We start from the raw sequence: 25,594 nt of genomic DNA on the forward strand, positions 1-25,594 counted from the left end.
GCTCTAAAAATGCACTTGAAGTGCAATTTATGTTATATTTTACTCCTTTGATGGTTAAAAAAAGTCCAATTGATAGAGGTTCTTCTCGGCACAATAAATTGCTTATCAGCGCGTTATTAGCCCAATCGACCGATTAAATCCTATCCATTAACGTTGAGGAAAAAGAATGTTAGTCAAAAAACTGGTAGGCAGTTTATTCACGCTCTTACTTTCGGTTCAGTGCTACGCTTTTTACACCCAGAACGCGGTGATTTACGATAAGAATAACAAGCCGGTTAACATTGATGGCATTTCCTGGTCAGGTTTTCAAGATTCTAAAATTTTCCAGGGATTAGCGTCCCATCCCTTTTATGCAGTCGGTGATATCCCCACTTCTTATAATAAAACCTATGGGATGCTGGATGCTCTGGTACACCCGTGGGATTTTATTGATAGTGGTGTTGATCATTCCACTGGCGTTAATTTCAAAACTGTTCGTGTCCCCATTCAACCGGGTGTCCTCTACGATACCGGGTCGTCTGTTGATTTGAATAAGTCCATTAGCAACAAAGACCAGCCCACCAAAGGGAATGGTGTTTTTTGTAAAACCTGGGCAAGCACAGGCTCAACCTGTGTGGCAACCGTGTCACCCAAAGAGGCCTTTTGGATAAGCCTTGCCGAATTTAAAAAAAATAATGTCAAAGTACTCATTGATATTCATCATGGCTATGGTTATGGCGATAACTATCGGGACGGTACAGTTTATAACCTGAATCAATATGAAGCCGATTTAAAATTAATATTGGCGGAGATTAAAGCCCGTGATCTCAGCAATGTCATTGGCATCGATGTTTTCAATGAACCCTATGCACTACATTGGTATCGCAGTAATAATAGTCAGCCTGCCTGGATAAAGGTTATTGCTACAGCAGCTAAAGTCATTCAGCAAAATAATCCTGATTTACTCTTGTTTGTTGAAGGCCCTGGGCCAGGTTCAGGCGATCCTGATCAACCGGTTATCTGTGTGAAAAATGATGAACTGGTACCGGACGAAGCTTATGCAATCAGCAATGATCCAGCGAATTGCATCGCTAATACCAAACGCCTGGAATTCAAAGGCAATTGGGGCGAAGATTTCAAAACTCTATTGGCAAAGAATCAAGCCAAGCAAGGGGAAGCTCGTTTTGACAGAGCAGCCTTTATTCAACAGTTGAAAGCAACGGGTTTAAATGAGACAGCGATAGCCTGGTTAATGGGCGATGAAAATGCCAGCCATGCTCATCTGATTTTCTCCCCCCATGTTTACCCGCGTGAGGTTGCTACCTGGGAATCCGCCCCCGGCAAACCAAGCGAATTACGGTTTGACTGGAGTTGGGGATTCTTAAAAAAAGCGGGTTATCCCGTAGTCTTGGGTGAAGCTTCCTGGAAAAGCGCAGAAGGATTAGCCTTTTTTCAAAAGGCATTGATTCCTTATCTTGAAAAAAACAATCTGCAAAATAATCTGTTTTTTTGGGCCGTAGGCTATTTGGGCGATACGGTCAGCATGATCGATCCCAATTCTGCGAAACTTGATGTACAAGCCCAAAAAGTTTTACATCAGTTATTTAACCAGACAATAGATGAAGGAAAGTTGTCTATCACTTTCGCTGATCCTGGCTTCAACTTAACTGGTGCTGCAGAATTCAGGTTGCAGGAGACTGGACAGTCTTATACTTGCAGCTATGAAGGATGTTCATTCAATCTGGCGGGCGGGACCTACCAACTCTTGCTGGCAGACAGCTATCAATTGGATAATCAGGCTCATCAACGTTATCGGGTTAAATCAAGTACCTCCGCTATCGCTTTTCAGGTTGCTGAAGGTCAAAACAATGAGCTAACTATTTCCCTGGAAGGCGAGCAAACAGGACCTCAACCGGCTTCCACGATCGATTATAAAATTAATCTAGTGGATGAAAATGGCAAGCCAGTGAATAATCAAACTGTTGCTGCCACTATTCAATTTCATTCAGCATTCAATCATCGGGAGACTATCCATTGTGTAGTCGAGCATGGCCATTGCACCACGTTGATTTACAATCAAAATATCAATAGCAAAACAGGGAATTTTGACATCGAAAACTATCAAATTGAACTGCCCAATACAGTCCAATATCTTGGGAAAACATACACAGTAGTCACTGAGAAAACGGATAAAAAGCTGGTATTACCAGCCACTCCTTCCGCAATAGCGCTTCATGCGTCTTACCAGGCGGGAACTACTTCCAGCGATCAAGGCTGTACTGTCCATTTAGCCTTACAAAATCGCTGGGATGGTGGAGCGGTATTTCAAGGTACGATCACAAATACCCGTAAAGAGCCTATCCGCAATTTTAGTGTTAAATTGAGTTTTGACCCGAACGAAATTGCCAATCCAATGATTGTTAATCACTGGCTTGGTAATAATGCATCCCTGTTAGAGTCAGACGGAATTTTTACGTTAAGTGCACAGCCTGCTGACATGAGTAACGGCCTGCTGCCTGGTAAAGCGCAGTCAATAGGATTTCAACTATCTGGAACCCTTTTGCAGAAACCGGTGATTAGGGTGTTAAGCTGCGAAGCGGAGTAAGCGCTTTGCTGCCTGCGATGACTTGGTGGTAATAGAAGTCAAAGACGGGAGGGGCGTCATTTTTTGTAAGCTTCTCTCCTGTGAGCAATCTTAATAACAAGAATCGTGACTTCGCCATCTTCAATCTGACAAATAATTCGATAATCACCAACTCGATAACGCCAGAATTCTCCAAGTTCTCCTTTGAGGGAATGCCCACTAACTCTAGGATTATCTTTTTTTTCAATCTCTGCGAGAAAATCCAATATCCTAGTTTGAATTGTTTTATCTAACTTTGATAATTGTTTCTCTACTTTTTTCCCAATCTTAATCGTCCAACTCAAGATTTTTTCTCACCTCTGCAAGCGTTACATATTCAGTTTCTTCCTCAAGCGCAGCAACTGCTAAAAGATAGTCCTCTCTATCCTCCAAAAACTCTGTTATAGCTTTCTTCGCATAATAACTTTTGGTTCGCCCAGTTTTTTCGCATAATGCTTCTAAACGGGCTTCGGTTTCTTTATCTAGCCTTACACCTAACATGATAGCCCCCATTTGTTAAACATGTTAAACATAGTATAGTAAGAAAATCTTAAGTAAAGATTAAATAGAAATTTTTTTGCACCTTAGATATCACTATAAATTAACTAGTTTCAACTAATTGAATTTTTATTGCTTACCGATTATTTTATTCAACCAGGATAATTAAAGAGAAAGGATGCTGTGATGGTTAAAAAAATTGCCGTACTGGTAGGAAGTCTGCGTAAGGAATCATGGAATCGCAAGCTGGCTTTGACCTTAATCAAACTTGCCCCTTCTTCTCTTGCTTTGCAACTGATTGAAATCGGGCAGTTACCACTTTATAACCAGGATCCTGATGATCAAAATACCCCCTTGCCTGAATGGGTCGCTTTTCGTGAAAAAATCACCAAGGTAGATGGTCTTTTATTTGTTACCCCGGAATATAACCGCTCCATCCCTGCACCACTTAAAAATGCCATCGATGTAGGCTCCAGACCCTACGGGAAAAGTGTATGGGGTGGTAAACCAGGCGCTGTGATTAGCGCCTCCCCAGGGGCAATCGGCGGTTTTGGTGCCAACCAACACCTGCGTCAAACCTTCGTATTTTTAGATATCCTCTGTATGCAACAACCGGAAGCCTATATAGGCAGCGTTAATACACTTTTCGATAAAGATGGCAATTTAACCCAAGATAAAACAGAAGAGTTTCTACGTAACTATATGGAAAGCTTCGCTAAATGGGTCGCGAAATTTTAGGTTTTAGACACCGTTGACTCGCTAGGCACCAAGGGCAATAACCCCCTCAGTCAGTGCTGTTGAACTTTCTTCCTCAATATCCATGCCTACCTCATTATGCAATTTGTTGTGAAGTAGGTTAACCCCTATTGAATAAGCACTAATCTCTGTTTTATCAGACAAAACCTGGGTATTAACAGGCGTTTGAGAAATTAAATTTTCACCATCAACTATCCATACACCAGAACGCTTTAGTGTGTTATGTCCATCGGCCTGAATGAGTATGCCCTGCCCTGTTTTCGGGGTAACAATCTGTTGGGCGCCATTATCGGTATTAACAAGCGCACTACGTTTTTTAAACCCTTGTGATAAAGTCATTGAGCTGGAAGAAATGATTTGTACTGCAGGGCCAAACTCATCCTCACTAAACGAAGAAAATTGTTGGCGCAGATACTTTCCTATGACGCCTTCAGCAGCGTCGATGCATACGCTGCCAGCAAAGGTGATCCCCTTAAATTGTTTAAGGTAATCAAGTTTCATAACTCGTTTATCAGCAGTTGCATGGTAATAAGAGTTGCGCTCTGATTCGGCAGATAACCTTTCATCCTCAGGAATGTCAGCCGGCCCTTTATTGACTTTGTAATTGATATAAACGACTTCTCCATTTTTAATGCCAAATAGCATATTTGTTTTTTGTAGTCTGGCCCTGTGTTCAAGGGACTTCCCCAACTCATCAACCACCATATCTTTCGTAGTAGCCGTGATATTGACCATGATTAACAGTTCAGGAAACTCTTTACTGACCGCACAATACCCGGCAAGCAATTGCTGTTGCATATCATAAGGCATAAATAATCGGCTAGTCTCTGGACTCCTGCAATGACTATAAAATTCAGGTAACACGCAAATAGCAGGCTCGTCAGGAAGCAAGGCTCCTTGCTCAAGCATGAGTTTATAGGCTGAGCCCACATGCGTGGCAAATAAATCGACTTGTTCTTTAACCGTTCTTGGTGCAAGTTGAGTAAAGCCTCCCGTCGGTGTGGCCACCGTAGCGACTCTCATAATCCGCTGCTCAGTTAAATGATCTGGTCTCTTTGTCACAGAAGGGTTTTTCGCCGCAAGCATGAATTTACCGAGCTCAGTGCTCATGGGTTTTACATTGATTTTAGGAACGGTAATTCTTAAAAAATTGGGGGTGAATTCAAGACTCATTTTTTGGCGAATGTTTGCAGGAATTTGTAAGAGTAAAGCGCATTTTGCAAACTCTTTATAGGAGACATAAGCGACTGCATCAACCTGCAACTCCTCATCAGCCCAACCAAAAAAATCAAGTTGAGTAACATCACGCAAAAATCTTACAGCGGTGGTGTATGCTTTTCTTCCCATAAAAAATATGCACATAAAAAAAACACCATGCAATAAATATAATCTTTTTTTATTAATAAAATATTAACTGCTATTTCAATGAGCATTTATTCATGCTATGTTTTGGCTTGTTTAAGAACTCAGAACAGCTCACAGGAGTGGATAAAATGGTGCGATTAACTGCCTTAGTTTTGCTTTTGGCGAATCAATTTGTGTCCGCAGCAACCTCAACCTGCGAAACAAAACGTGAATTGTTAATAGAAAACAAATTGACCAAGGTCTGGAAAACCACGATTTGCCCTAAACAACAATTACCTTTCCATACTCATCAATTTGCTCGAATTGTTATACCGGACGAAAGTGGTACGCTTAAAGTGATTTATCAGTCAGGAAAGGAAGCCTTTATAAAATTACAAGCGAAAAAACCCATTTATCTGAGTGTTACCCAGGGTAAAGAAGCGCACCAGGATTTAAATATCGGCCAGGAAGCCTTGCATGTTACAGTCATTGAATTAAGACAAGGGTAAACTGGTCACCAATTTATGACGCAATCCAGGATCACAGGACAATCATTGCTTACACCGCTGGATAATCCCTTCTGGCAATTTTCCTTGCAGGTTTATCGCGACGAACAAGTTAAAGAGGCTTGCCTGGCTTTTCAGCAGCAGGAAGGCCTCAATGTTAATCTATTATTGCTTTGTTGTTGGCTGGCTTATGCCGTTGAAGAAATCTCACAATCGGAATTGGTCAATGCGTGCCATTACATTAATGACTGGCATGAAAAAATAACCCAGCCCCTGCGCTCAGCCCGTCTACAATTAAAACAAGAGAGTACCGACGAATGGGTCAATCCCTTTTATCAACAAGTATTGAGTGATGAACTTATCTCCGAAGCCTATCAACAACATCGTCTTTACCAATGTTTCGCAGCTCAACAGAAAACCACTGGCAGTAAAAATCAATCCCTGACAATTCGTTATTTACATTGGCTTTTTTCGAATAAACAATTAGCAATTGATCGTTCGCTTGCTTCCCGAATAGAACATTTTGCCACCCGAGTACTGGAAAAATTGCCCTAAAACGACAATTATTGTACAATCTGTGTATTTATTAATTTTAGTGGTCTTGTTGTATGAAATTTGTTATTGAAAAAGTCGAATTTATTGGGGGTCAAACCCCCACTGTGATGATTAGCTGGTCATCAGGCACCACCGATTTCTATCCTTGGCGCTCCTACCCGGCGCTACCGGATTTAACTGAGTTTAAACCTTGGCATTATCGCAATACACCAGGCCTCACCTTATTTAGAGCCCCTTCTACCACAGCCGTCGGCGAGATAAGAATGCATAATATCCGGCACTATCAACGTGACCCGGAGCAGGCTCCCATGCTTGACCTCGTATCCCGGCTGGAAAAAGCAGCTGATGAGATAGAAGAAGTATCTCAACAATATTGTCTCTATCCTAGAAAACTGAAAAGAGCGGTAAGTACTAAGGCTCCTTCAGCAATAGCAGAATCTGCAATGGCAGGAAGGATGTCATTTGCTGACCATCCAACTGAGGATGATCCAGAAACATCAACGCCAAGTTTGGCCGCCTCGACCTGATAGAAGGTCTTTCAAGCAATTTTCAGATAGGGGAACTCGGCCTGCAGGATTTGGATTACCTGATCCAAATCCGCTTTGCTTTTGACAATAAGAAGAACCGTATCATCTCCCGCGATAGTACCTAGAATCCCTGAGTTATTGGCTTGTTGCGGGTAAAAAGCGACATATTTTTTATCAATAAACAAAGCAAGGCTATTCGCATGGCCTGGCTGAGTATGTAAAACAACCAAACCATACTCTGATACCTGGGCATTCAAAACCAACGGTAAATTTGACGGATTAAAATCAACGACCCGATAAATTCCTGCCACTTTAGCAATTTTCAATTTTTTAAGTCGGCGAGACAACGTCGCTTGCGGAATATCATACCCCCTTTCTTTCAACGCCTGCTGCAAATCACTTTGCTCAGCAACCTCTTGTATTTGCACGATACTCAATATGTGGCCATCAAGCAGATTATCATGTGACATTTCTTGCTCCCGGAATGAATACACAATCATAAAAATAGAAATTATATTCATTAATGGTTGACATCACAAGGTAAAATCAAATATAGTCGAAAAATGGATATATTTTGGATATATAACTATTATGAGAAAACTGATACCTTGTCTGTTAAGCGCATCGATTCTTTTTATTTCTGGGTGCGGGAGCGAAAAAGATAAGAATGAAATCCATTTTGCCACCTCCGCAGAATATCCACCTTTTGAATATCTTGAGCAAGGTCAAATTAAGGGGTTCGATATTGATCTGGCAAAGCTTGTTGCTAAAGAATTAGGCAAAAAAGCCGTTTTTGACAATATGCAATTTAGCTCTATCTTACCCGCGCTGAGTGCAGGGCAAGCTGACATTGCTATCTCAACGATTACCATTACTGAAGATCGGAAAAAGAATTTTGATTTTAGTACACCCTACTATTTTGAAGGAATGGCAGCGGTATTCAATCAAACAACCCCCATTAATAACCCTTCGCAACTGGCAGGAAAAAAACTGGCTTGCCAACTTGGCAGCACCATGGAAATTTGGTTGAAAAACCATTTTCCACAAGGAGATATTGTGGCAATGGATAATAACAATCAGGCAATAGAAGCATTAAAAGCCGGCCATGTGGATGTCGTTCTTGTCGATGGTGCCCAGGGAGCCATCTTCAGCAAAAAAAATCCCGGCTTAAACTACACCATTATTGCTAAAGCAACCGATGGTTATGGCTTGGCCTTGAAAAAAAATTCATTACTGAAAGCGCAAGTTAATCGAGCACTCAATACGTTAAAAACCAACGGGGAAATCGCCAAGCTTCAAAAAATCTGGTTGGAGGGTGGCAAATGGACGAGTTAAAACAAAATCTCCTCTTTATCGGTCAAGGCACCGTGCTTACTTTGGAGCTACTGGCAGGCGGGATGCTCATAGGCATCCTGCTGGGGACAATTCTTGCCATTTTGCGTTATAACGGGATGGCCAAATTACTGATTAATCGTTTTGTTTCAATAATAAGAGGAACGCCATTAATTCTACAATTAAGCTTTATCTATTTTGCCGTCCCTGGTTTGCTCGGTTTGCGACCCGATATTCTGGTTGCTGGAATACTGACTTTCGGCCTTAACAGCTCTGCTTATATTGCTGAAATTCTGCGATCTGGGATAGATAGTTTGCCTAAAGGGCAATTCGAAGCAGCAAAAACACTACAAATTCCAACATTTTATTTATGGAAAGATATTATTTTACCGCAGGTCATAAAAAATATTTTGCCAGCACTCATTAATGAAATGATCGCACTTCTTAAAGAGACCGCTTTGATCTCTACTATTGGTGGTATGGACCTCATGCGCAAAGCACAATCCATTGCTGCCGAACAGTTTACCTATTTTTTACCGTTGTGTATTGCTGGTTGTTACTACTACGGTCTGGTTTTACTCATTGAATATTTAGGCAAAAAAATCGAACAAGGAGGGCATGATGCTGTACATCAATAATGCCTGCAAAAATTTTGGCTCTACCCCTGTATTAGCTCAGGTGAATCTTAGTATTGCTGCTCACCAGATTATTGGTTTGGCTGGTCCTTCTGGTGGAGGAAAATCGACACTGCTGCGTTGTATACAAAAATTGGAAGTACTTGATTCAGGGACTATCGACTTCTCAGGGAAAAGCGGATTTATGTTTCAAGATTTCCAGCTGTTTCCCCATATGACGGTGTTAGAAAATTTAACTTACGCACCCAAGCTGCAAAATAAGGCCAGCCATCACGACAAGGAAGCACTAGCCCTGTTAAGCACACTTGGCATAGCAGACAAAACAGCGTCTTATCCTCACCAACTCTCTGGGGGACAAAAACAACGGGTAGCGCTGGCTCGCAGTCTGATGATGCAACCGAACTTATTACTTTGTGATGAACCGACTTCCGGCCTGGATCTGGCAACCATTGAAGACGTTGTTAGCTTACTGCATTCCGTTAAATCCATGGGGGTTACCATGGTGATTGCCTCACATGATTTGGATTTTCTCACCAAAATGAGTGATCGCCTGGTCGTTCTCAAGGGCGGTCAATTAGTAGCTGATGTTAAACCCCAAGAATTAACCAATCCTGTTCACGACTTAAAGAAATACTATTAGGAGACACGAATGACCACAACCATTAAAAAAATTGCCTTAGCTTATTCAGGAGGCCTCGATACGTCTGTCATGATCCCCTGGCTTAAAGAAAATTACCAGGCTGAAGTGATTGCAGTCATTTGTGATCTTGGCCAACAAGAAGACCTGCAAGCCATTAAGCAGAAAGCCATTAACAGTGGCGCAACCAACGCTTATGTGGTCAATGTACAAGAGGAGTTTGTCACCAATTACCTTTGGCAATTGGTGAAGGCTGGCGCTTTGTATGAAGAGCAATATATTTTAGGAACTATCTCAAGACCTTTAATTGCACAAAAACTGGTTGAAATTGCTTTGCAAGAAAAGGCTGATGCGATTGCCCATGGAGCGACTGGCAAAGGCAATGATCAAGTTCGTTTCGAGTACACTGTGAAAGCACTGGCTCCTCAATTGCAAATTATTGCCCCTTGGCGATCCTGGGAAATTAAGTCACGCCAGGAAGCAATCGATTATGCCAAAGCACATGGTATTGATGTCCCTGTAACACCCAAGGCGCCTTATTCTCGCGATCATAATATTTGGTATATCTCACATGAAGGCGGTGTCTTGGAAGATCCAGGCCAGGGGCAGCCTGACGATTTATTGCTAATGACCGCAACGCTTGAACAGACACCTGATACGCCTGAACTGATTAGTATTCATTTCGAACAAGGTGTCCCTGTAGCTTTGAATAATAAAGCCATGGATCCAGTCGCTTTATTAACAGAGCTGAATCAGCGGGCAGGCGCTCATGGTATCGGTGTGGCTGATATCGTTGAAAATCGGCTGGTAGGGATGAAAATCAGGGGAGTCTATGAAGCACCGGCTGCCGCAGTGCTTTACAAAGCGCATAAGATGTTGGAAAGCCTATGCCTTGATCGAGCCACGCTCCACTTGAAGCAATCTCTACAACAAAGCTATGCCAATCTTGTTTATGAGGGACGATGGTTTTCTCAAGCGAAAGAAGCCCTGGACGCTTTGATTGCAGTAACTCAGAAACATATCACCGGGACAGTCAAGTTAAAACTGTTTAAAGGCAATCTCATTCCTTGCGGTATGCAATCTGAATACAGTTTACATAATCCTGCTCTCGCTACCTTTGAGGAGGATCATGTTTACAATCAAAAAGATGCGGAAGGGTTTATCAATCTTTTCTCTCTGTCAGCAAAAGTATACGGCATGGTTCATAAGGGGTGGCAAGTATGACCAATAAAACCTGGGGTGGCCGATTTAAAAAACCGCTTGATCCAAGTGTTGTGAAATTTAATGCGTCACTGGCTTTTGATCAGGTACTTTACCGTCATGATATTGCTGGCAGTCAGGCACATGCCAGCATGCTGGCACGGCAGGGTCTTTTAAGCCATGATGAAGCACAGTCTATTAATAAAGCACTCGCCGAAATTGAGTTGGAAATAACGAAAGGACAACATGCCCTTGATGAACGCTGTGAAGACATTCACATGTTTGTTGAACAGTTGCTAATTCAAAAAATAGGCGATATTGGTAAGAAATTACATACTGGCCGCAGCCGTAATGATCAGGTCGCTCTCGATCTGAGACTTTACACCAGGGAAGCAGGTGCGCAGATAAACAGCCTCTTGCAAACACTCAAAGAAGTTTTACAGGATTTAGCCACCCGGCATGCTGATACCAAGATGCCTGGATACACCCATCTGCAACAGGCTCAGCCTATTTATTTGGGTCACTATTTTGCGGCCTTTGATGCCATGTTCAGCCGTGACCTTAGCCGCATGCATGATTGGCATGAACGAATGAATTTTTCGCCTCTTGGTGCTGGTGCCCTGGCAGGTAGTAACCTCCCTTTGGATAGAAAATGGGTCGCCCAAACGCTGGGCTTTAAGGGTGTGATCAGTAATACGCTGGATGCAGTCAGCGATCGCGACTTTATCATTGAATTTTGCTCTATTGCTGCTCTTATCATGATGCATTTATCACGTTTGGCAGAAGATCTTATTCTTTGGGCAACCCAGGAATTCAATTTTATTACCCTTGATGATGCCTTTTCGACCGGATCTTCGTTAATGCCCAATAAGAAAAATCCTGACGTGCTAGAACTTATTCGGGGCAAAAGCGGACGGGTATTTGGTCATTTAACCGGGATTTTAACGGTGATGAAAGCCTTACCGCTTGCTTACAACAAAGACATGCAGGAAGACAAAGAAAGTTTATTTGATACCGTCAATACACTGACTGCTTGCCTGCAAATTATTTCCCCTTTTCTGCAAAGCCTCACCTTCAATACCGAGTTAATGCATAGAAAAGCAACCAGTGGTTATTTGGATGCAACAGCGATCCTGGAGTCCCTGGTTTTACAAGGGATGCCATTTAGAGATGCACACCATCAAGTCGGTCTTTGGGTAAGCGAAGCCGTGGAAAAAAATTGCTCGCTTTCCGAGCTTCTTAAGGAGACAAAAAATGGCTTTCCTCATCTTGGCTGATGGCACTCTCTTTCAAGGGAAAGCGATTGGTGCAAAAACCCACGCCGTGGGAGAGATGGTCTTTAATACTTCACAAACAGGCTATCAGGAAATTTTGACGGATCCGTCCTATTTTGGCCAAATTATCAATTTTACAACACCCCACCTCGGCAATGTCGGTGTGAATCAAGCCGATCATGAATCAGAAAAAATCCATGCCGCAGCGGCCGTGTTCAGAGACTATTCCCCTCATTTTAGTAACTGGCGCGCACAAGATAGTCTGGAGAATTTTCTTCTGAAACATCATATTGCTGCCTTGACGGAGATAGATACTCGCGCACTCACCCTGCATTTGCGTGAACAAGGCAGTCAAAATGGTTGTATCGTGACCGTCGATTCCATCACGCCTGACCAGGCGCTGTCGATGCTGCAAAGTGCGCCAACCATGCAAGGCAGTCATCTGGCAACCTTGGTTTCGACCAAAAAAGCGTATCTCTATGCTGATCCCATCGATGCGTTAGCGCATATTGTCGTTGTTGATTGTGGCGTTAAGACAGCCATTTTAAAAACCCTGGCAACCTACCCTATCAAAATTTCAGTAGTACCCGATACGATTAGTTTTAGCGAATTAACAAGCTTTTCTCCTGACGGGGTATTACTCTCTAATGGACCAGGCGATCCGGAAAGTTGTGAGTCAGTCATTCATTTGGCCTCTCAATTATTAGAGCAACAAATCCCTGTCTTTGGCATTTGCCTGGGCCATCAGATTTTAGCGCTGGCAGCCGGTGCAAAGACCAGGAAAATGAAATTTGGCCATCACGGTGCCAATCACCCCATTAAATGCTGTAAAACCGGTACTGTCTTTATTAGCAGCCAGAACCACGGTTTTGTCGTCGATGAACGCTCATTACCCGAGCATTTAATCACTACTCATATTTCCTTATTTGATGGAACAATTGCCGGACTTGCCCATCGCAATGCCCCCGCCTTTTCCTTTCAAGGACATCCAGAAGCGAATCCAGGACCTAACGAATTGATGATCCTGTTCAAGCAGTTTTTTCACGAGGTGCAGTATGCCAAAAAACACTAATATTAAGAGCATTTTGGTAATCGGCTCGGGTCCAATCAATATTGGCCAAGCCTGTGAATTTGATTACTCAGGGACACAAGCCTTAAAAGCCCTGCGTGAAGAAGGTTATCGAGTCATTCTCGTTAATTCGAATCCGGCTACTATTATGACCGACCCTGATTTAGCCGACGCGACCTATATTGAACCCATTACGACTGCTTCAGTTAGCGCAATTATTGCCAAAGAACGCCCTGATGCCCTTATTGCTACCCTGGGCGGGCAAACCTCTCTCAATTGCGCTTTGGCGCTGCATAAAGAAGGTATTTTAGCCCAACATCAGGTTGAATTAATTGGTGCCTCCATTAACGCAATCACTGTTGCCGAAGACAGAACTCTGTTTCATGAGAAAATGAAAGAGATTGGTTTAAATGTTCCTGAAAGTTACTCCGCTAACAGCCTGGATAGTGCCAAACAAATCATGCAGAATTTGGGCTTACCTCTCATTGTCCGCTCCTCCTTCACCTTAGGCGGCGCCGGGGCAGCCGTTGTACATAGCGAAGAAGAAGCCATAGCTGCATTCAAACAAGCTTTCTCCCAACCAGGTTGCGAGGAAATTTCCATCGATGAGGCGCTTATCGGTTGGAAAGAATTTGAACTAGAAGTTGTACGCGATAAAAAGGACAATTGCATTGTAGTCTGTGGTGTTGAAAATTTTGACCCTTTAGGAATTCACACGGGTGACTCGATCACCGTCGCCCCCATCCAGACACTCACCGATGATGAATATCAAGCCATGCGTGACGCAGCCTTTGCCGTACTGCGTGCGGTTGGTGTTGACACCGGTGGTTCAAATGTTCAATTCGCTCTTAATCCTAAAAATGGCAGGATGGTCGTGATCGAAATGAACCCTCGGGTCTCTCGCTCTTCCGCGCTGGTTTCAAAAGCAACCGGTTTTCCCATTGCCAAAATTGCTGCCAAGCTTGCGGTCGGTTATACCCTGGACGAATTACCCAACGAAATTACCGGCGGGATCTTACCTGCCTCTTTTGAACCAAGCATTGACTATACCGTAGTCAAAATTCCTCGCTTTCATGATGAGAAATTTAACGCGCAAGACTTGGCTCGCGGCCCACAAATGCGCTCAGTGGGAGAAGTGATGGCGATCGGTAGTACTTTCGCGGAAAGTTTACAACATGCCATCTTAAGTCTGGAAATTAATGCGTCCGGTTTCGATTCCTTAGATGAGTTAGATGATCATGCCTTAAAGGTGTTGCTCAAACGACATACCAGTACTCATCTCTGGTGTCTTGCGGAAAGTTTTCGTCGCGGTTTTAGCATTGAAGAAGTGCATGCTGCGTCGTTTATTGACCCTTGGTTTTTACACCAAATCAAAACGATCGTTACCATGGAACAAAACCTTAGCGGCCAATCATTGTATGATCTCGATCAAACCACCTTGTTAACGCTGAAAAAAAATGGTTTTTCTGATCAACGGCTCGCCAAGCTTATCCATAGCACAGAAGCAGAGGTGCGATCTTACCGGCAAGAACTGGGGATACAACCAGTCTATAAATGTGTCGATAGCTGTGCCGGTGAATTTCGAACAGCCACTGCCTATCTGTATAGCACCTATCAACAGTATTGCGAATCAACGCCCGGTACGAAAAGCAAGATTATGCTTATTGGCAGCGGTCCCAATCGTATCGGACAAGGCATCGAATTTGATTATGTCTGCGTCAAAGCCATGCAGGCATTTGCCAAAGCAGGCTTTGAAACCATTATGGTTAATTGCAATCCGGAAACCGTGTCTACTGATTATGATGTCGCTGACAAACTTTATTTCCTGCCACTAACCTATGAAAAAGTACGCGATCTGATTGAGCATGAAAAACCGACAGCCGTTGTTCTGCAATTTGGCGGACAAACACCGTTAAATCTGGTAGACAAGCTCCATCAAGATGGCGTTCCTTTGCTAGGGTTAACAGCTGAACTGGTCAACATCACCGAAGACAGGGACAAATTCCGTGATTTAATCGTCCAGTTAGGCTTAAAACAACCTAAAAATCAGGCGATTACCACTCTTGATGAACTCGATCAGGTTTTAGAAACCCTTGGTTTCCCTCTGATTATTCGACCCTCTTTTGTCCTGGGTGGCCGTGGTATGGAAATTGTAGCCAATAAAGAGAGCCTGGTTGCCAAACTTAAAACGCTCTTTAAAACGACATCACACGCTGTTTTACTGGAGGAGTTTCTTACGGGTGCGATTGAGGTCGATATTGACGCTGTATCGGATGGCGACGATATCTTTATTCCCACAGTCCTCGAACATATCGAAGCAGTGGGTGTTCATTCGGGTGATTCAGCCTGTATAACCCCCCCTTATAAACTGCCTTTGGCTATCACTAATCTTCTTCATAAACAAACGAAAATTCTGGCACGTGCCTTAAAACTGAAAGGTCTCATGAACGTACAATTTGCAGTAAAAGGTGCTGAGGTATTTTTGATTGAAGTCAATCCCAGAGCATCAAGAACCACTCCTTTTATCTGCAAAGCAACAGGGATTCCTTTAATAGAAATTGCAGTCAATTGCATGCTAGGCATTTCACTCAAAGAACAACGCTGTTTAACGCCCGTCACTTTACCTTATTATTGTGTGAAAGAAGCCGTCTTACCTTTCCGCAAGTTTTCAACGTCAACCCCAGTCCTTAGCCCGGAAATGAAGGGTACTGGCGAAGTCATGGGTATCGGTTTGACACCTCATGAAGCCTACTTAAAAGCACAGATTGCTGCAGGAAATCACTGCGATGAGCAAAACGCAAAGATTGTTTTTACTTCTGGTTTTGCTAAAAATGATCCATTGCTGATAACTCTGGCAAACGCAGGATTTACTCTTATCGACGAACTCCAGCCAGGCAAGAATCCTGATCTAATCCTGGTGGTTGACGCTCATCTGGATTTTTTATCGTTTGCTCTGCAACACCATATTCCCTACGCGTCCACTTATGAAGCATCTGCAATGATGGTACAAAGTCTTTGCCATAACCGTGCAGAAGAACCTTTTGTCAAACCGTTGCAAAAACTCTATCAGCAAATCAGGCATCCTTCGAAAACCAGGCATGTTTTAACAGGGATGGAACTCAACAAGCAGGATATCCTGACGATCCTGACGCTAGCCAAATTAGTGAAAGAGAAACCAGAAAATTATTCTGGTGCCTTGTTACATAAGAATCTGGCCATGATTTTTGAAAAACCCTCTTTCCGGACCCGCTTAAGTTTTTCTCTTGCCATGCAAAGCCTGGGAGGTACCGCTGTAGAAAGTGTCAGTACGACCCGAAAATCGGAAGAACCACGGGACCTGGTCCGAGTATTAAATGGTTATTGCGATTTCATTATGGTACGAACTCATGATGATCAGGGGTTGGAAGAAATGGCGACTTACGCCAACGTCCCTATTATCAATGGATTATCCGCCTTGTATCACCCTTGCCAGATCCTTGCTGATTTGCTGACCCTACAGGAATACTTCGGTACCTTGGCCGGTTTAACGTTGGCCTATATTGGCGATGGTAATAATATTCTTCATAGTCTGTTATTAATGGCACCCCAACTCGGCATAACAATAAACTATTGCTGTCCCGCAGCCAATCAACCTAATGAGGTGCTTCTTGCCAAGAGCTTGGAGGCGACGCCTGGAATGATTCACAGTCATTCAACACCGGAAACAGCTGTTCGTGACGCTCACGCAGTTTATACAGATGTGTGGACAAGCATGGGATTTGAGCAAGAAACCGACGAGACTTCATTTACTGAGTTTCAGGTGAATGAAAAACTCATGGCTCATGCCAAGCCAGAAGCTATTTTTATGCATTGTATGCCAATGGTTCGTGGTAAAGAAGTCTCTGTAACCCTGCCAGACGAACCTGCAGCCGCTTTGTTTACCCAAAGTGAAAATCGCTTGCATGTGCAAAAAGCCTTGCTGCTTTTTTTACATGCGTAATGCGCATAAGGATTTGTCTACATAGGATGCAGAATAATAAGTACAAACCAGTATCACAACACCGGGCTTAACTCGGTGTTGGATTTCTTTAAAAATGGCAATAGACGTTGTGCCTTACCTCAAAACAGACAAAACTTGCGCAAAAAGAATAAATAATATACACTCAAGCTACCTACCTAAACTAGAGGTTAACTATGAAAGGGATAGCATTGATACCGATAGTAGTCAGTCTAACTGGTTGTGGTTGTATGGATATGGCTGGAAGCGATTATACTGTTTCACCCGTTGTTGCCACCCCCTGTTGTGGAAATGTAAGAACTGCTGTTGTTGACAGTACTTGCTGTAAAACAGTCGTTGTTGCCAGACCTGTTGTTACCAAACGTTGTTGCCCAACCTGTTACGATGCTACTTGCTACTAATAGTTAAAGGTAATCCGGGTTAGGGCTCACCTGATCCGGACTCCAATACCCCAAATTAAGACTCTAATAAAGGCCTTTGACTCCAAACCATCTGGTTATATTCAATCCAGGTTTGAAAACTGCTTATCAGTACAAAGACTAATAAGCGTATCAATACCCAATTAACTTTTTCATTTAAAGAACATTTATATTTTTTAATGCGCAATTTGTTAATTTTTAAAACTATATATATACTATGTATGTCAACACCTATGCAAGGATGCTAATAAATGAAAACAATCATCTTTTTAGTAGCAATCGTTGGTTCTACAGCCCTGGTTTCAGGTTGTGGTCTCTTTTGCCCAGCATGCCCAGCCTACACTAGCACTAAATAATAAGGAAATGTCATGAAAACAATACTATTTTTGGTAGCAATCGTTGGCTCTACTGCCCTGGTTTCAGGTTGTGGTCTCTTTTGTCCATCATGCCCAGCCTACACTAGCACTAAATAATAAGGAAATGTCATGAAAACAATACTATTTTTAGTAGCAATCGTTGGCTCTACTGCCCTGGTTTCAGGTTGTGGTCTCTTTTGTCCATCATGCCCAGCCTACACTAGCACTAAATAACAAGGAAATGTCATGAAAACAATACTATTTTTAGTAGCAATTGTTGGCTCTACTGCCCTGGTTTCAGGTTGTGGTCTCTTTTGCCCATCATGCCCAGCCTACACCAGCACTAAATAAGTACTATGTAGCAACTGTTTTGAATTTTCATTTCAAGACAGTTGCTACACCTATCCAGTGTATTATCGTATCTTGTTCAAAATTGCATGCTTTACATTAGCAATTGCGCAACGAATTTTTTGTTCTGCGCGAGGTCTATAGAGGGGGTTTAGAAAAGAATTAATATTTAAGTAAGGTTCGCCTGCCGGTGATTGCTCGGAAAAAAAGTAATTGAATACACAACAGCGGGGGGCATCACATAAGACTTTATTAACAGAGTGCCAAGAAATGCGATTGGTTTCCATCACAACCAAACGATTAAAAAAGCAGGGAACAACAATGCGGTTTTTAAGTGATTGATCCCATAATTCGTAATTGCCACCATTTTCCTCCTTCCAATTCGGCGAAACATAGAGAAGTAAATTAACAGTGCGATAGAATTTTCTGTCGATATCATGCGAATTATCTAAATGAGGATTGATATAATATCCCTTGAGTAACATACTGATACCACCTGCAAATCGCGAGGGATCGGGTATTTGGTTTTTGATCCCTGTAATCGCTTCAATTTCAGCAACCACTCGCGGGCTTTGAATAGCCTTGTTTATATCCTGTATCAGACTGGATGTATCCTTTAGATGACTATATCTTAACTTTAATTCTCCACGATGACTTAATACATGCATGTCCTTGGGTTTAGGAAAGTTAGCATAGATTTCTTCTGCGATTTCCGAAGGAAGAAGATTATCCAGAGCGAAATGACGTGCAACTTTTACAGGATGCTCAAAGGAAAATTGTTTTTGCAAATCTTCCCTGGCCTCACTTAACCTTTTTACGATCAAGTCAGTTAGATGCTCCGGTAATTCAGTGTTCATATTGATAACCTTCTAAAATTTATGCTAGCCCAATGACCCTTTGTTCTAAGATAAAATCAATGCTATTGCTCTAATTATAACAATGCTTGGCTTTGAAAAAGCAAGGCTCGCGTAATTCGGTTTTTTAATCACCAGCGACCTTTCGACCATTCAAACACTCTCGGGTCATTCTCTCCAACTCGTTAAGCCTCATTCCTTTAACATAGCGATTTCAGAAAATATTTCGCTGTATTATCCTCACTTAAAATGCGAAAATAAAAAACAAAAGAACCATTTAAATTACAACATGCATAAATCAATGATTAATTGAGGAAAAATATGAGCAGTTTGCGTATATCTATTGACCAACAACCGGCAATTCACTTAAACGAGCCTATTCAAAACATTTCTAGAGAAACCACAGAACTTGATTTGAGTGATAACTCACTTGGAATCAAGAGTACAGAAGAAATTGAGCAAATCTTATCATCCATACCGGAATGGATAACTTCATTAAATTTATCGTCCAATCAACTTTCTAAAAAAAGCGTCGCGGAATTAGTAAAAATTTTAGCTAAAATTCCTGGCACTGTCAGACATCTTTATTTAGATTCAAACTCACTGGGTGAATTGGAACAGGGCGGTCTCCAACAGGTTTTTGCCGGAGTGCCACCAACGTTGGACTCACTCTCATTGGTTGGAAACACCTTTCATCAAGACGGAGAAGAATTAGCCCAAGCCTTTTCAAGCTTAGGCCCTAATCTTTCGACTCTCGATTTGTATTTCACCGAACTATCCGGATTATCATTAGAAACCTTAAAGCAACTAAATAATTCTTTACCTTACTTGAAAACCATCTATTTAGATTATGATGAGATGGTGGACATGGGTCCAGAAAAGGTGAGACTCTTGCATGACGCTTTTCCCAATATCGAAAATATCAACATTATCGGCAGCCCTGCTGATACCACCGATTTGTTTGTAAAAACCAATTTACTGAGAACTTTAGGATTTAATACTCCAACCCCTTCGCTCCTCAATGTAAGCGCTTTTTTTGTAAAACGCTCTTTTAACATGACTGACCTCGCCTGCCTTCCCCAGGAGTTACAGACAAGGGTTAATGCCATTAGGTAACGTGTTGCTTTCGCCCAGGGATGGGTAACGTCCTTTATCTATTCCTCATTGGAATCAAGCCAAGAAAATTATTCTCTGTATTATTTAAATTCCAAATGCAATAATTTAAACCAAAAAGAGCAGTTAATGCCTTTGTTGCATGAATATAGTCAGAGAGATTTAATAATGAGCGGTCTTCCAACTTTAAAACTAAACGATTCAAAAGTTAATTTGGCAAAATCAATAAAAACCCTTAGCACAGACACTACGCGACTTGATTTGAGCGAAAATTACCTGGGGCTCAAAAACATTGACAAAGTAACTCAGGTATTAAAAACCATTCCACCATGGGTAACTACACTTAGCTTGGCGAGCAACCATCTTAATTATCTCAATGGCGACCATTTAATCGAAATATTGTCATCCATTCCCAAAACGATAACTACCCTGTATTTAAGCTCCAATCTTCTGGATATACTACCAGGCAACGTTTTAAAAAGGGCTTTCGCGGCTATGCCAGACGGTCTAAGTGAGCTCATCCTGAGTCGACAAGCTTTTGGGCTAAGCGAAGCTGACGAACTGGCTGAAGCCTTCACCGGCCTTTCTCCCAACATAATAACGATGGATGTAACGGAAACCCTATTAGGTGGCTTATCTTTAAAAAGCTTACTTAAGTTAAAAAACTCCTTACCTCATTTGCGCAAAATTTATTTATCTTATGATGAAGTATCAACCATGTCAGAACAAAAATTGGCGGCCTTGTTTGATATTTTCCCGAACGTTGCCCGTGAAAATATTATTTTTATTAAGGATGGTGTTGCATTAAACGACAGCAACGATCTCAATTTGGACCTGGCTAACTTCCTTCGCAAACAAGAGATTAAATCCGTGGTACCTTCACTCCTGAATCAGTGCGCGTTCTTTATAAAGAGAGACGCTCTGAATCATGATACCTCTTCCCTTCCGGCAGAATTACAGGAAAAGGTTAATTCATTTTAATTCGTCTTATTTTGCAACTTTTTAAACCCATGAAAACAGCCTAAAGGAATGTCGAGCTGTTTTCTATTACTTGACAATAACCCCGCCTGTCATCCCAAGGTAGAAACAGTGCATTTATAGTTATAAGTGCCTGGCTAAGTAAAGGTATAGCTAAATTTTGCACCAGGAGGGATATGGCCTGAATTAAAGGCGCCATTTGAACTGTTCACCTTATGGTCTTTCTGACCCTTATTAACCCATGTTACATCGAAATGGCTCTATTCCAAACAAAAGCACCTTGATTGTGATCAATATTATTTTTTTTGTTCAATTTCAATAAGGAGAAAGACGGTAACCAAAGACGATGAAGAAATAAAAATTTGTGCCTAATAGAAAAGGAATGAATTAGCTCAAACCTTAATGAGCAAGCACTAAGGTTTCAAAATCACGGGTAATATAGTCTGCCTGCAGTAACTCTGCTTCCTGATAGGAAGTGAGTAGTGCAATGACAGGCATTCCAGCTTCTTTTGCGGCCATAATGCCGTGGGGTGAGTCTTCAATAACCAGACATTGATTAGGAAGGAGTCCCAATTTTTGCGCCGTGAGTAAATAGCCCTCAGGCGAGGGTTTTCCATAGCGCACGTGATCAGCTGTCACGATGGTATTGAAATGGGATGCCTGAATGTCAGGCTCTAGTTTTTTCAGTACGGTTAAAATTTCTTTTTGGGTTGCGCCACTGCAAATGGCAAGCTTTTTTGCTGCGTTAACAATTTGTTTGATGTATTGAGCCACGCCGTTAATAACCGGCAATGTCTTATTATCACGAATGAGAGACGTAAAATAATTCTGTTTTTTATCGATCATTTGATCGATTTTATCCAATGGTAGATTCAATCTTTTGCTGGCCAATAATTGTGGAAATAATGTTTTGTCAGCTAAACCCAAATAACTTTTTTTAAATTCCTGGTAATCAAGATTAAGGCCAAAGTCTTTTAATACATAATTACAAGCTTCATAGTGAATCGGCTCGCTATCCAAAATGACCCCATCAAAATCAAAAATAATTGCTTTAAATAGACGGTAATTTAGCTTCATGGGAGCAGAGCAATTTAAATTGTTACTTGGAGAATTCGATTATCCAGAAATTTTTAACCACCGACAAGACTTTCATTCCATTTAGGAATCAGGGGAAGATAATTTTTCGTTTTTTTAAATTTTTTGATTGTTATCAAATGATCCCTTTAATTCAAGGATCTATGAATGACTTTTCTTGGTTTTAGTATCTATGAGACAGAGGGAATTATCCTAATTAAACTGACCTCCATACAACTGGCAGACTCTGTACCTGTCGATGGGGCACCACGGGCTAAAACCTATTTTTTCAACGATGACTATATAGGCATGACCCTGAACTTTCATCCACACTTTCAGGACTTAAGCGATACTCTAAAAACGATTATTGGGGACAATAGAAAAGAATACAAATTCCATGCCTGTGTGGATGGAATCGATAGTGAATTTTCTATGGAGACTCGTTGTTGTGAATTACCCAAAGATCGACTCCTGGCTCTTGCCCTGTTGGATTTTATGAATACCTTTACCAAATTTACCAAAGATGATTTTAACTATCTTGCCAACTATGACTATTTTGCTGTCGACCATAAGAGGCTGGAGGACAACTTTGTTGTAGACAAAGGGACAGGACAAACCAGACTCCCAAGCCCCCTCCACGATTATTTTCATGGCCAGTTCACGAATAAGCGGGATGTATTTCAAGCCATACTTAAAGCGATCTTAACCTTCCGTAATACCGCAGATTATCGAGAGACTATGTCAATAGTAACTATGTTACTCAGGAATCCGGCTGATGAATTAGGGGAACCTCTAAGTAAAACCCTTTGCCTACTTAGCTTTATAAAAGAGCTCATTCAGAATGATCGACAAATAGAGCTGGCTAGAATTATTCCAATACTCAATGAAATAACCAAAGGGGATCTTATGGCAATTGGGGACGGGGCAATGATAAGAGGACGTGATTTTATGGAATCTGATGCACGTCTCTTCACTGAGCAATCAACCTTTTTCTTAAGAGGGGATGGCAAGATAGGACTCTTTGGAATCAGTACTAATCCTATTTATCAGGTACGGTATGCGCCGGGCAGGATGCAAGATAGATTTTTTGAACAAGATATGAGGGAGTTGGCAGCGATTTTAAGGTTAGACTACGACCCTGAGAGTGATTTCCAAAAGAAGATTATTTTTACAGAAGAAAGTTCTACACGTTTAAAACAGATGGGGCTACATTTAAATTTAAATTATGTTAAACAGCTTCTATTTCAGAAAAATCGTCTTCGTTTCTTTATGTCTGAAGTAGCGGATCTTGCACAACCCTGTTTACCTCCAGAACTAAGAAAACATATAGTCGAGCAAATTGACAAAGCGGAGTTGGTTCAGACAATAGGAGGAGCAGATCTCCTCACTGAGTTCAGAGAGGACAGCGCGGCTGCAATAGAACGTCTATCAGTAAGCATCTAATTCCAGTATTGAAGAATGGCAAGTTGGGTTTCGCAACCCAACTGTCTTTCAGCGAGAGAAATCTATTTAATCTCACAAGAAACAGGCCCATTATCGAGTTGCAGTTGGTTACCACCATAATCGGCCATAAATTGGCCGTCATAGCGTTGTTTTTTGGTATGGGCTTGCGCAGAAAGAAAGATCCTCATACGTGAAGCATCATCCTGATCGACTGCCACTAGAAGTAAATTCTTATCTCTCAGACTAAACAGTATCGTCTTGACTGCATAAGGAAAATCAATCTGAGGCAAATCACCTGCTTTGCTCGGTACTACAAATGAGATAGGATCTTTTAAACCCTGCAAAACGCAACTCACAGATTTTTGTGCTGCATTTGCCACGATCATTTGGCTAAAAAATAACAGTATAAATAAGAAAATTTTGTTCATCCGATTAGTCCTTTTCAATGAATTGATACGGTTTATACCCTTCCCATGCCGCTAAACAAATCGACTATGAATAAGTCCTATCCTCATTAATAAAAATTTCAGCCGTTGACTAGCTTGTCACTGCCAAATAGATTAACTTAATTTAACAGCATGAGAAATGAGAATCGGATGATTACAGCTTACCTGGATCACGGTGCCCTGCAACTTCATGAAATTACTGAAAATAATCTTCACTTACTGAAAGATGCCATTTGGCTTGATTTACTTCACCCCTCCAAGGAAGAAGAACGACTCATTGAAAAATTCTTAAACTTAAATATCCCCACTCGTGAAGAAATGCTTGAAATTGAACTATCCAGCCGACTCTATAAAACCAAAGAAGCCCTGTTTATGACCGCGTTAATGATTGCACGATCAACCTCCCCGGATCCCAAACATGACGCGGTAACTTTTGTGCTTACCAAGCAACAGCTGATTACTATACGTTATATTGAACCGCTGGCTTTTAAATTATTTACTGCAAAGGTACAAAAAATTGATATTAACTTCCATCAACCAGCCAACTTGCTCATTGAACTGGTTGAATCGGCAGTCGATAGACTGGCCGATATGCTGGAAACTGTTGGCCATCGTTTGGAAGAAGCCTCCAATACCATTTTTCGCCAACAGCAAACCCCAAACGCTGAAAAACCGGATTATCAACAAATCATTCAACTCATTGGTGCCAATGCGGATCTAAACACCAAAGCGCGAGAGTGTCTGGTTAATTTTAATCGCTTGATTACTTTCTTTGGGCAGTCAGCTGGTCCTCAAATTGATAGTGAAGGGCAAATCAGGCTAGGTACTTTAGCCAAGGATGTTGGTGCACTGAGCGACCACGCTAACTTTATTTCCAGTAAAGTCAATTTTCTTCTTGATGCAACGCTGGGAATGATTAATATCGAACAGAACGCCATCATTAAAATATTTTCCGTAGCGGCTGTTATTTTCCTGCCGCCCACCTTGATCGCCAGTATTTATGGTATGAATTTCCATTTCATGCCGGAATTAAACTTCAAATGGGGTTATCTCGTAGCGCTTGGTCTCATGATTTTATCAGCCCTGATACCTTTTAAGTATTTTAAACGCAAGAAATGGTTGTAAGCGCACAAAAAGTAAAATTTAAAACCCAAAAGGCCTAATTTAATACATACTTAATAATTCTTATTTAAAATGACGTAAACCATTTAGTCAAAGTAGACGTCATGCCAACAGATAGCCTTGCTACAAAAAATACAACTAATATCAGACTTCGCGGGATTGCATTAAAAGATAATTGTCGTCCCGAGAGAAAACGCCAAAGAAGATTGCAAGCCAACTATGAAGAATCTAGTTACCTTCCCGAGGTATTATTGAAATTTGCTGCAGAATTACACGCGAATGAGGGTATTTTTGCATTCTCTAATGGAAAAGTGCCTCATGGTAAATATCTTTATGTACGAACCTTGTCAGGAGCTCTCTTTGCTGCCAAAGAAGAGGATATTGCACATCATTCCTATCTAAGTAATGGCAAAAAAGTCACGAGTTATGCTCGAATCTGGTGTATGTGAAAAATAAATTAGGTGGCGTATCCTGTTGATTGTTCGCCAAGAACATAATCAACAAAAGGA

25 protein-coding genes are annotated in these 25,594 nt (G+C 41.6%); 18 read left to right on the plus strand and 7 right to left on the minus strand.

Going from position 1 to position 25,594, the window contains the following annotated elements; translation table 11 throughout:
• The first annotated feature begins 166 nt into the window (after positions 1–166).
• On the plus strand, positions 167–2,584 hold the full coding sequence (locus Lfee_RS17165) for a cellulase family glycosylhydrolase (protein WP_064088334.1): 2,418 nt from the start codon (positions 167–169) through the stop codon (positions 2,582–2,584).
• 56 nt (positions 2,585–2,640) lie between these two features.
• Here the strand turns inward: Lfee_RS17165 and Lfee_RS04400 are convergent, their stop codons facing one another.
• Complete coding sequence (locus Lfee_RS04400) at positions 2,641–2,907, minus strand: type II toxin-antitoxin system RelE family toxin (protein ID WP_058444271.1); 267 nt, start codon at positions 2,905–2,907, stop codon at positions 2,641–2,643.
• Positions 2,891–3,103, minus strand: a complete 213-nt coding sequence (gene relB / locus Lfee_RS04405; RefSeq protein ID WP_058444272.1) for a type II toxin-antitoxin system RelB family antitoxin — start codon at positions 3,101–3,103, stop codon at positions 2,891–2,893. The genes Lfee_RS04400 and relB overlap by 17 nt, the downstream gene beginning before the upstream one ends.
• Before the next feature lie 183 nt (positions 3,104–3,286).
• On the opposite strand from relB, the gene Lfee_RS04410 reads away from it, so the two are divergent.
• Entirely contained in the window at positions 3,287–3,838 is a 552-nt protein-coding gene (locus tag Lfee_RS04410) for an NADPH-dependent FMN reductase (RefSeq protein WP_058444275.1), read from the plus strand.
• A gap of 21 nt (positions 3,839–3,859) precedes the next feature.
• Here Lfee_RS04410 and Lfee_RS04415 read toward each other — a convergent pair whose 3' ends face one another.
• On the minus strand, positions 3,860–5,203 hold the full coding sequence (locus Lfee_RS04415; protein ID WP_131753198.1) for a hypothetical protein: 1,344 nt from the start codon (positions 5,201–5,203) through the stop codon (positions 3,860–3,862).
• A 146-nt stretch (positions 5,204–5,349) separates the two neighbouring features.
• Between Lfee_RS04415 and Lfee_RS04420 the strand changes: the two genes are divergently transcribed.
• Genes Lfee_RS04420 through Lfee_RS04430 form a run of 3 tightly spaced genes read left to right on the plus strand, consistent with a single transcriptional unit; the run spans position 5,350 to position 6,788 of the window.
• Positions 5,350–5,709: a cupin domain-containing protein gene (locus Lfee_RS04420; RefSeq protein WP_064088333.1), complete on the plus strand. Its 360-nt coding sequence runs from the start codon at positions 5,350–5,352 to the stop codon at positions 5,707–5,709.
• A 15-nt stretch (positions 5,710–5,724) separates the two neighbouring features.
• Complete coding sequence (locus tag Lfee_RS04425; protein ID WP_058444281.1) at positions 5,725–6,261, plus strand: TIGR02444 family protein; 537 nt, start codon at positions 5,725–5,727, stop codon at positions 6,259–6,261.
• Between the two features lie 53 nt (positions 6,262–6,314).
• Positions 6,315–6,788 carry a hypothetical protein gene (locus Lfee_RS04430; protein WP_058444283.1) on the plus strand — a complete coding sequence of 158 codons (474 nt, stop codon included), beginning with the start codon at positions 6,315–6,317 and terminating at the stop codon, positions 6,786–6,788.
• Positions 6,789–6,799: 11 nt separating this feature from the next.
• Here Lfee_RS04430 and Lfee_RS04435 read toward each other — a convergent pair whose 3' ends face one another.
• Entirely contained in the window at positions 6,800–7,258 is a 459-nt protein-coding gene (locus Lfee_RS04435) for an arginine repressor (RefSeq protein ID WP_058444285.1), read from the minus strand.
• Positions 7,259–7,379: 121 nt separating this feature from the next.
• Here Lfee_RS04435 and Lfee_RS04440 point away from each other — a divergent pair, with 121 nt between their 5' ends.
• The 8 genes from Lfee_RS04440 to Lfee_RS16915 all read left to right on the plus strand — a co-directional run bounded on the left by Lfee_RS04440 (position 7,380) and on the right by Lfee_RS16915 (position 17,333).
• On the plus strand, positions 7,380–8,123 hold the full coding sequence (locus Lfee_RS04440; protein WP_058444287.1) for a substrate-binding periplasmic protein: 744 nt from the start codon (positions 7,380–7,382) through the stop codon (positions 8,121–8,123).
• Positions 8,111–8,758: an amino acid ABC transporter permease gene (locus tag Lfee_RS04445; RefSeq protein WP_058444289.1), complete on the plus strand. Its 648-nt coding sequence runs from the start codon at positions 8,111–8,113 to the stop codon at positions 8,756–8,758. The genes Lfee_RS04440 and Lfee_RS04445 overlap by 13 nt, the downstream gene beginning before the upstream one ends.
• Complete coding sequence (locus Lfee_RS04450) at positions 8,742–9,395, plus strand: amino acid ABC transporter ATP-binding protein (RefSeq protein WP_058444292.1); 654 nt, start codon at positions 8,742–8,744, stop codon at positions 9,393–9,395. The genes Lfee_RS04445 and Lfee_RS04450 overlap by 17 nt, the downstream gene beginning before the upstream one ends.
• A gap of 9 nt (positions 9,396–9,404) precedes the next feature.
• Positions 9,405–10,616, plus strand: coding sequence for an argininosuccinate synthase (locus tag Lfee_RS04455; RefSeq protein ID WP_058444294.1), 1,212 nt, complete (start codon positions 9,405–9,407; stop codon positions 10,614–10,616).
• Complete coding sequence (gene argH, locus Lfee_RS04460) at positions 10,613–11,869, plus strand: argininosuccinate lyase (RefSeq protein ID WP_058444296.1); 1,257 nt, start codon at positions 10,613–10,615, stop codon at positions 11,867–11,869. Before Lfee_RS04455 ends, argH begins: the two co-directional genes overlap by 4 nt.
• Positions 11,847–12,938 (plus strand): glutamine-hydrolyzing carbamoyl-phosphate synthase small subunit, encoded by a 1,092-nt coding sequence (gene carA / locus Lfee_RS04465; protein WP_058444298.1) that lies wholly within the window; start codon positions 11,847–11,849, stop codon positions 12,936–12,938. The genes argH and carA overlap by 23 nt, the downstream gene beginning before the upstream one ends.
• The gene (carB, locus tag Lfee_RS17585) at positions 12,922–16,914 is read left to right on the plus strand and encodes a carbamoyl-phosphate synthase large subunit (protein ID WP_058444300.1); all 3,993 of its coding nucleotides are present in this window, start codon (positions 12,922–12,924) and stop codon (positions 16,912–16,914) included. Before carA ends, carB begins: the two co-directional genes overlap by 17 nt.
• Positions 16,915–17,108: 194 nt before the next feature.
• The gene (locus tag Lfee_RS16915; protein ID WP_131753200.1) at positions 17,109–17,333 is read left to right on the plus strand and encodes a hypothetical protein; all 225 of its coding nucleotides are present in this window, start codon (positions 17,109–17,111) and stop codon (positions 17,331–17,333) included.
• 787 nt (positions 17,334–18,120) lie between these two features.
• On the opposite strand, the gene Lfee_RS04475 is transcribed toward Lfee_RS16915, so the two are convergent.
• On the minus strand, positions 18,121–18,912 hold the full coding sequence (locus Lfee_RS04475; protein ID WP_058444302.1) for a 2OG-Fe(II) oxygenase: 792 nt from the start codon (positions 18,910–18,912) through the stop codon (positions 18,121–18,123).
• Between the two features lie 318 nt (positions 18,913–19,230).
• On the opposite strand from Lfee_RS04475, the gene Lfee_RS04480 reads away from it, so the two are divergent.
• Both Lfee_RS04480 and Lfee_RS04485 read left to right on the plus strand, forming a co-directional pair.
• Complete coding sequence (locus Lfee_RS04480) at positions 19,231–20,025, plus strand: leucine-rich repeat domain-containing protein (protein ID WP_058444304.1); 795 nt, start codon at positions 19,231–19,233, stop codon at positions 20,023–20,025.
• A gap of 165 nt (positions 20,026–20,190) precedes the next feature.
• Positions 20,191–21,003 carry a hypothetical protein gene (locus Lfee_RS04485; protein WP_131753223.1) on the plus strand — a complete coding sequence of 271 codons (813 nt, stop codon included), beginning with the start codon at positions 20,191–20,193 and terminating at the stop codon, positions 21,001–21,003.
• Positions 21,004–21,399: 396 nt separating this feature from the next.
• Here the strand turns inward: Lfee_RS04485 and Lfee_RS04490 are convergent, their stop codons facing one another.
• Complete coding sequence (locus tag Lfee_RS04490) at positions 21,400–22,077, minus strand: HAD family hydrolase (RefSeq protein WP_058444308.1); 678 nt, start codon at positions 22,075–22,077, stop codon at positions 21,400–21,402.
• A 165-nt stretch (positions 22,078–22,242) separates the two neighbouring features.
• Between Lfee_RS04490 and Lfee_RS04495 the strand changes: the two genes are divergently transcribed.
• On the plus strand, positions 22,243–23,517 hold the full coding sequence (locus Lfee_RS04495; RefSeq protein ID WP_058444310.1) for a hypothetical protein: 1,275 nt from the start codon (positions 22,243–22,245) through the stop codon (positions 23,515–23,517).
• A 62-nt stretch (positions 23,518–23,579) separates the two neighbouring features.
• Here Lfee_RS04495 and Lfee_RS04500 read toward each other — a convergent pair whose 3' ends face one another.
• Positions 23,580–23,945, minus strand: coding sequence for a hypothetical protein (locus tag Lfee_RS04500; RefSeq protein WP_058444312.1), 366 nt, complete (start codon positions 23,943–23,945; stop codon positions 23,580–23,582).
• Between the two features lie 168 nt (positions 23,946–24,113).
• On the opposite strand from Lfee_RS04500, the gene corA reads away from it, so the two are divergent.
• Together corA and Lfee_RS04510 are read left to right on the plus strand one after the other, a co-directional pair.
• Positions 24,114–25,088 carry a magnesium/cobalt transporter CorA gene (gene corA / locus Lfee_RS04505; protein WP_058444313.1) on the plus strand — a complete coding sequence of 325 codons (975 nt, stop codon included), beginning with the start codon at positions 24,114–24,116 and terminating at the stop codon, positions 25,086–25,088.
• Positions 25,089–25,189: 101 nt separating this feature from the next.
• A complete protein-coding gene (locus Lfee_RS04510) occupies positions 25,190–25,534 on the plus strand; it encodes a hypothetical protein (RefSeq protein WP_058444315.1) in 345 nt (114 codons plus the stop codon).
• The last annotated feature ends 60 nt before the right edge of the window (positions 25,535–25,594 follow it).

It is taken from the genome of Legionella feeleii, assembly GCF_001467625.1.
Classification (GTDB): Bacteria; Pseudomonadota; Gammaproteobacteria; order Legionellales; family Legionellaceae; genus Tatlockia; species Tatlockia feeleii.

Coding starts and splice junctions, on each gene's coding strand:
- Lfee_RS17165 (WP_064088334.1), top strand. CDS start 167: ATGTTAGTCAAAAAACTGGTAGGCAGTTTATTCACGCTCTTACTTTCG.
- relB (WP_058444272.1), bottom strand. CDS start 3,103: ATGTTAGGTGTAAGGCTAGATAAAGAAACCGAAGCCCGTTTAGAAGCA.
- Lfee_RS04410 (WP_058444275.1), top strand. CDS start 3,287: ATGGTTAAAAAAATTGCCGTACTGGTAGGAAGTCTGCGTAAGGAATCA.
- Lfee_RS04415 (WP_131753198.1), bottom strand. CDS start 5,203: ATGGGAAGAAAAGCATACACCACCGCTGTAAGATTTTTGCGTGATGTT.
- Lfee_RS04420 (WP_064088333.1), top strand. CDS start 5,350: ATGGTGCGATTAACTGCCTTAGTTTTGCTTTTGGCGAATCAATTTGTG.
- Lfee_RS04425 (WP_058444281.1), top strand. CDS start 5,725: ATGACGCAATCCAGGATCACAGGACAATCATTGCTTACACCGCTGGAT.
- Lfee_RS04430 (WP_058444283.1), top strand. CDS start 6,315: ATGAAATTTGTTATTGAAAAAGTCGAATTTATTGGGGGTCAAACCCCC.
- Lfee_RS04435 (WP_058444285.1), bottom strand. CDS start 7,258: ATGTCACATGATAATCTGCTTGATGGCCACATATTGAGTATCGTGCAA.
- Lfee_RS04440 (WP_058444287.1), top strand. CDS start 7,380: ATGAGAAAACTGATACCTTGTCTGTTAAGCGCATCGATTCTTTTTATT.
- Lfee_RS04445 (WP_058444289.1), top strand. CDS start 8,111: ATGGACGAGTTAAAACAAAATCTCCTCTTTATCGGTCAAGGCACCGTG.
- Lfee_RS04450 (WP_058444292.1), top strand. CDS start 8,742: ATGCTGTACATCAATAATGCCTGCAAAAATTTTGGCTCTACCCCTGTA.
- Lfee_RS04455 (WP_058444294.1), top strand. CDS start 9,405: ATGACCACAACCATTAAAAAAATTGCCTTAGCTTATTCAGGAGGCCTC.
- argH (WP_058444296.1), top strand. CDS start 10,613: ATGACCAATAAAACCTGGGGTGGCCGATTTAAAAAACCGCTTGATCCA.
- carA (WP_058444298.1), top strand. CDS start 11,847: ATGGCTTTCCTCATCTTGGCTGATGGCACTCTCTTTCAAGGGAAAGCG.
- carB (WP_058444300.1), top strand. CDS start 12,922: ATGCCAAAAAACACTAATATTAAGAGCATTTTGGTAATCGGCTCGGGT.
- Lfee_RS16915 (WP_131753200.1), top strand. CDS start 17,109: ATGAAAGGGATAGCATTGATACCGATAGTAGTCAGTCTAACTGGTTGT.
- Lfee_RS04475 (WP_058444302.1), bottom strand. CDS start 18,912: ATGAACACTGAATTACCGGAGCATCTAACTGACTTGATCGTAAAAAGG.
- Lfee_RS04480 (WP_058444304.1), top strand. CDS start 19,231: ATGAGCAGTTTGCGTATATCTATTGACCAACAACCGGCAATTCACTTA.
- Lfee_RS04485 (WP_131753223.1), top strand. CDS start 20,191: ATGAGCGGTCTTCCAACTTTAAAACTAAACGATTCAAAAGTTAATTTG.
- Lfee_RS04490 (WP_058444308.1), bottom strand. CDS start 22,077: ATGAAGCTAAATTACCGTCTATTTAAAGCAATTATTTTTGATTTTGAT.
- Lfee_RS04495 (WP_058444310.1), top strand. CDS start 22,243: ATGACTTTTCTTGGTTTTAGTATCTATGAGACAGAGGGAATTATCCTA.
- Lfee_RS04500 (WP_058444312.1), bottom strand. CDS start 23,945: ATGAACAAAATTTTCTTATTTATACTGTTATTTTTTAGCCAAATGATC.
- corA (WP_058444313.1), top strand. CDS start 24,114: ATGATTACAGCTTACCTGGATCACGGTGCCCTGCAACTTCATGAAATT.
- Lfee_RS04510 (WP_058444315.1), top strand. CDS start 25,190: ATGCCAACAGATAGCCTTGCTACAAAAAATACAACTAATATCAGACTT.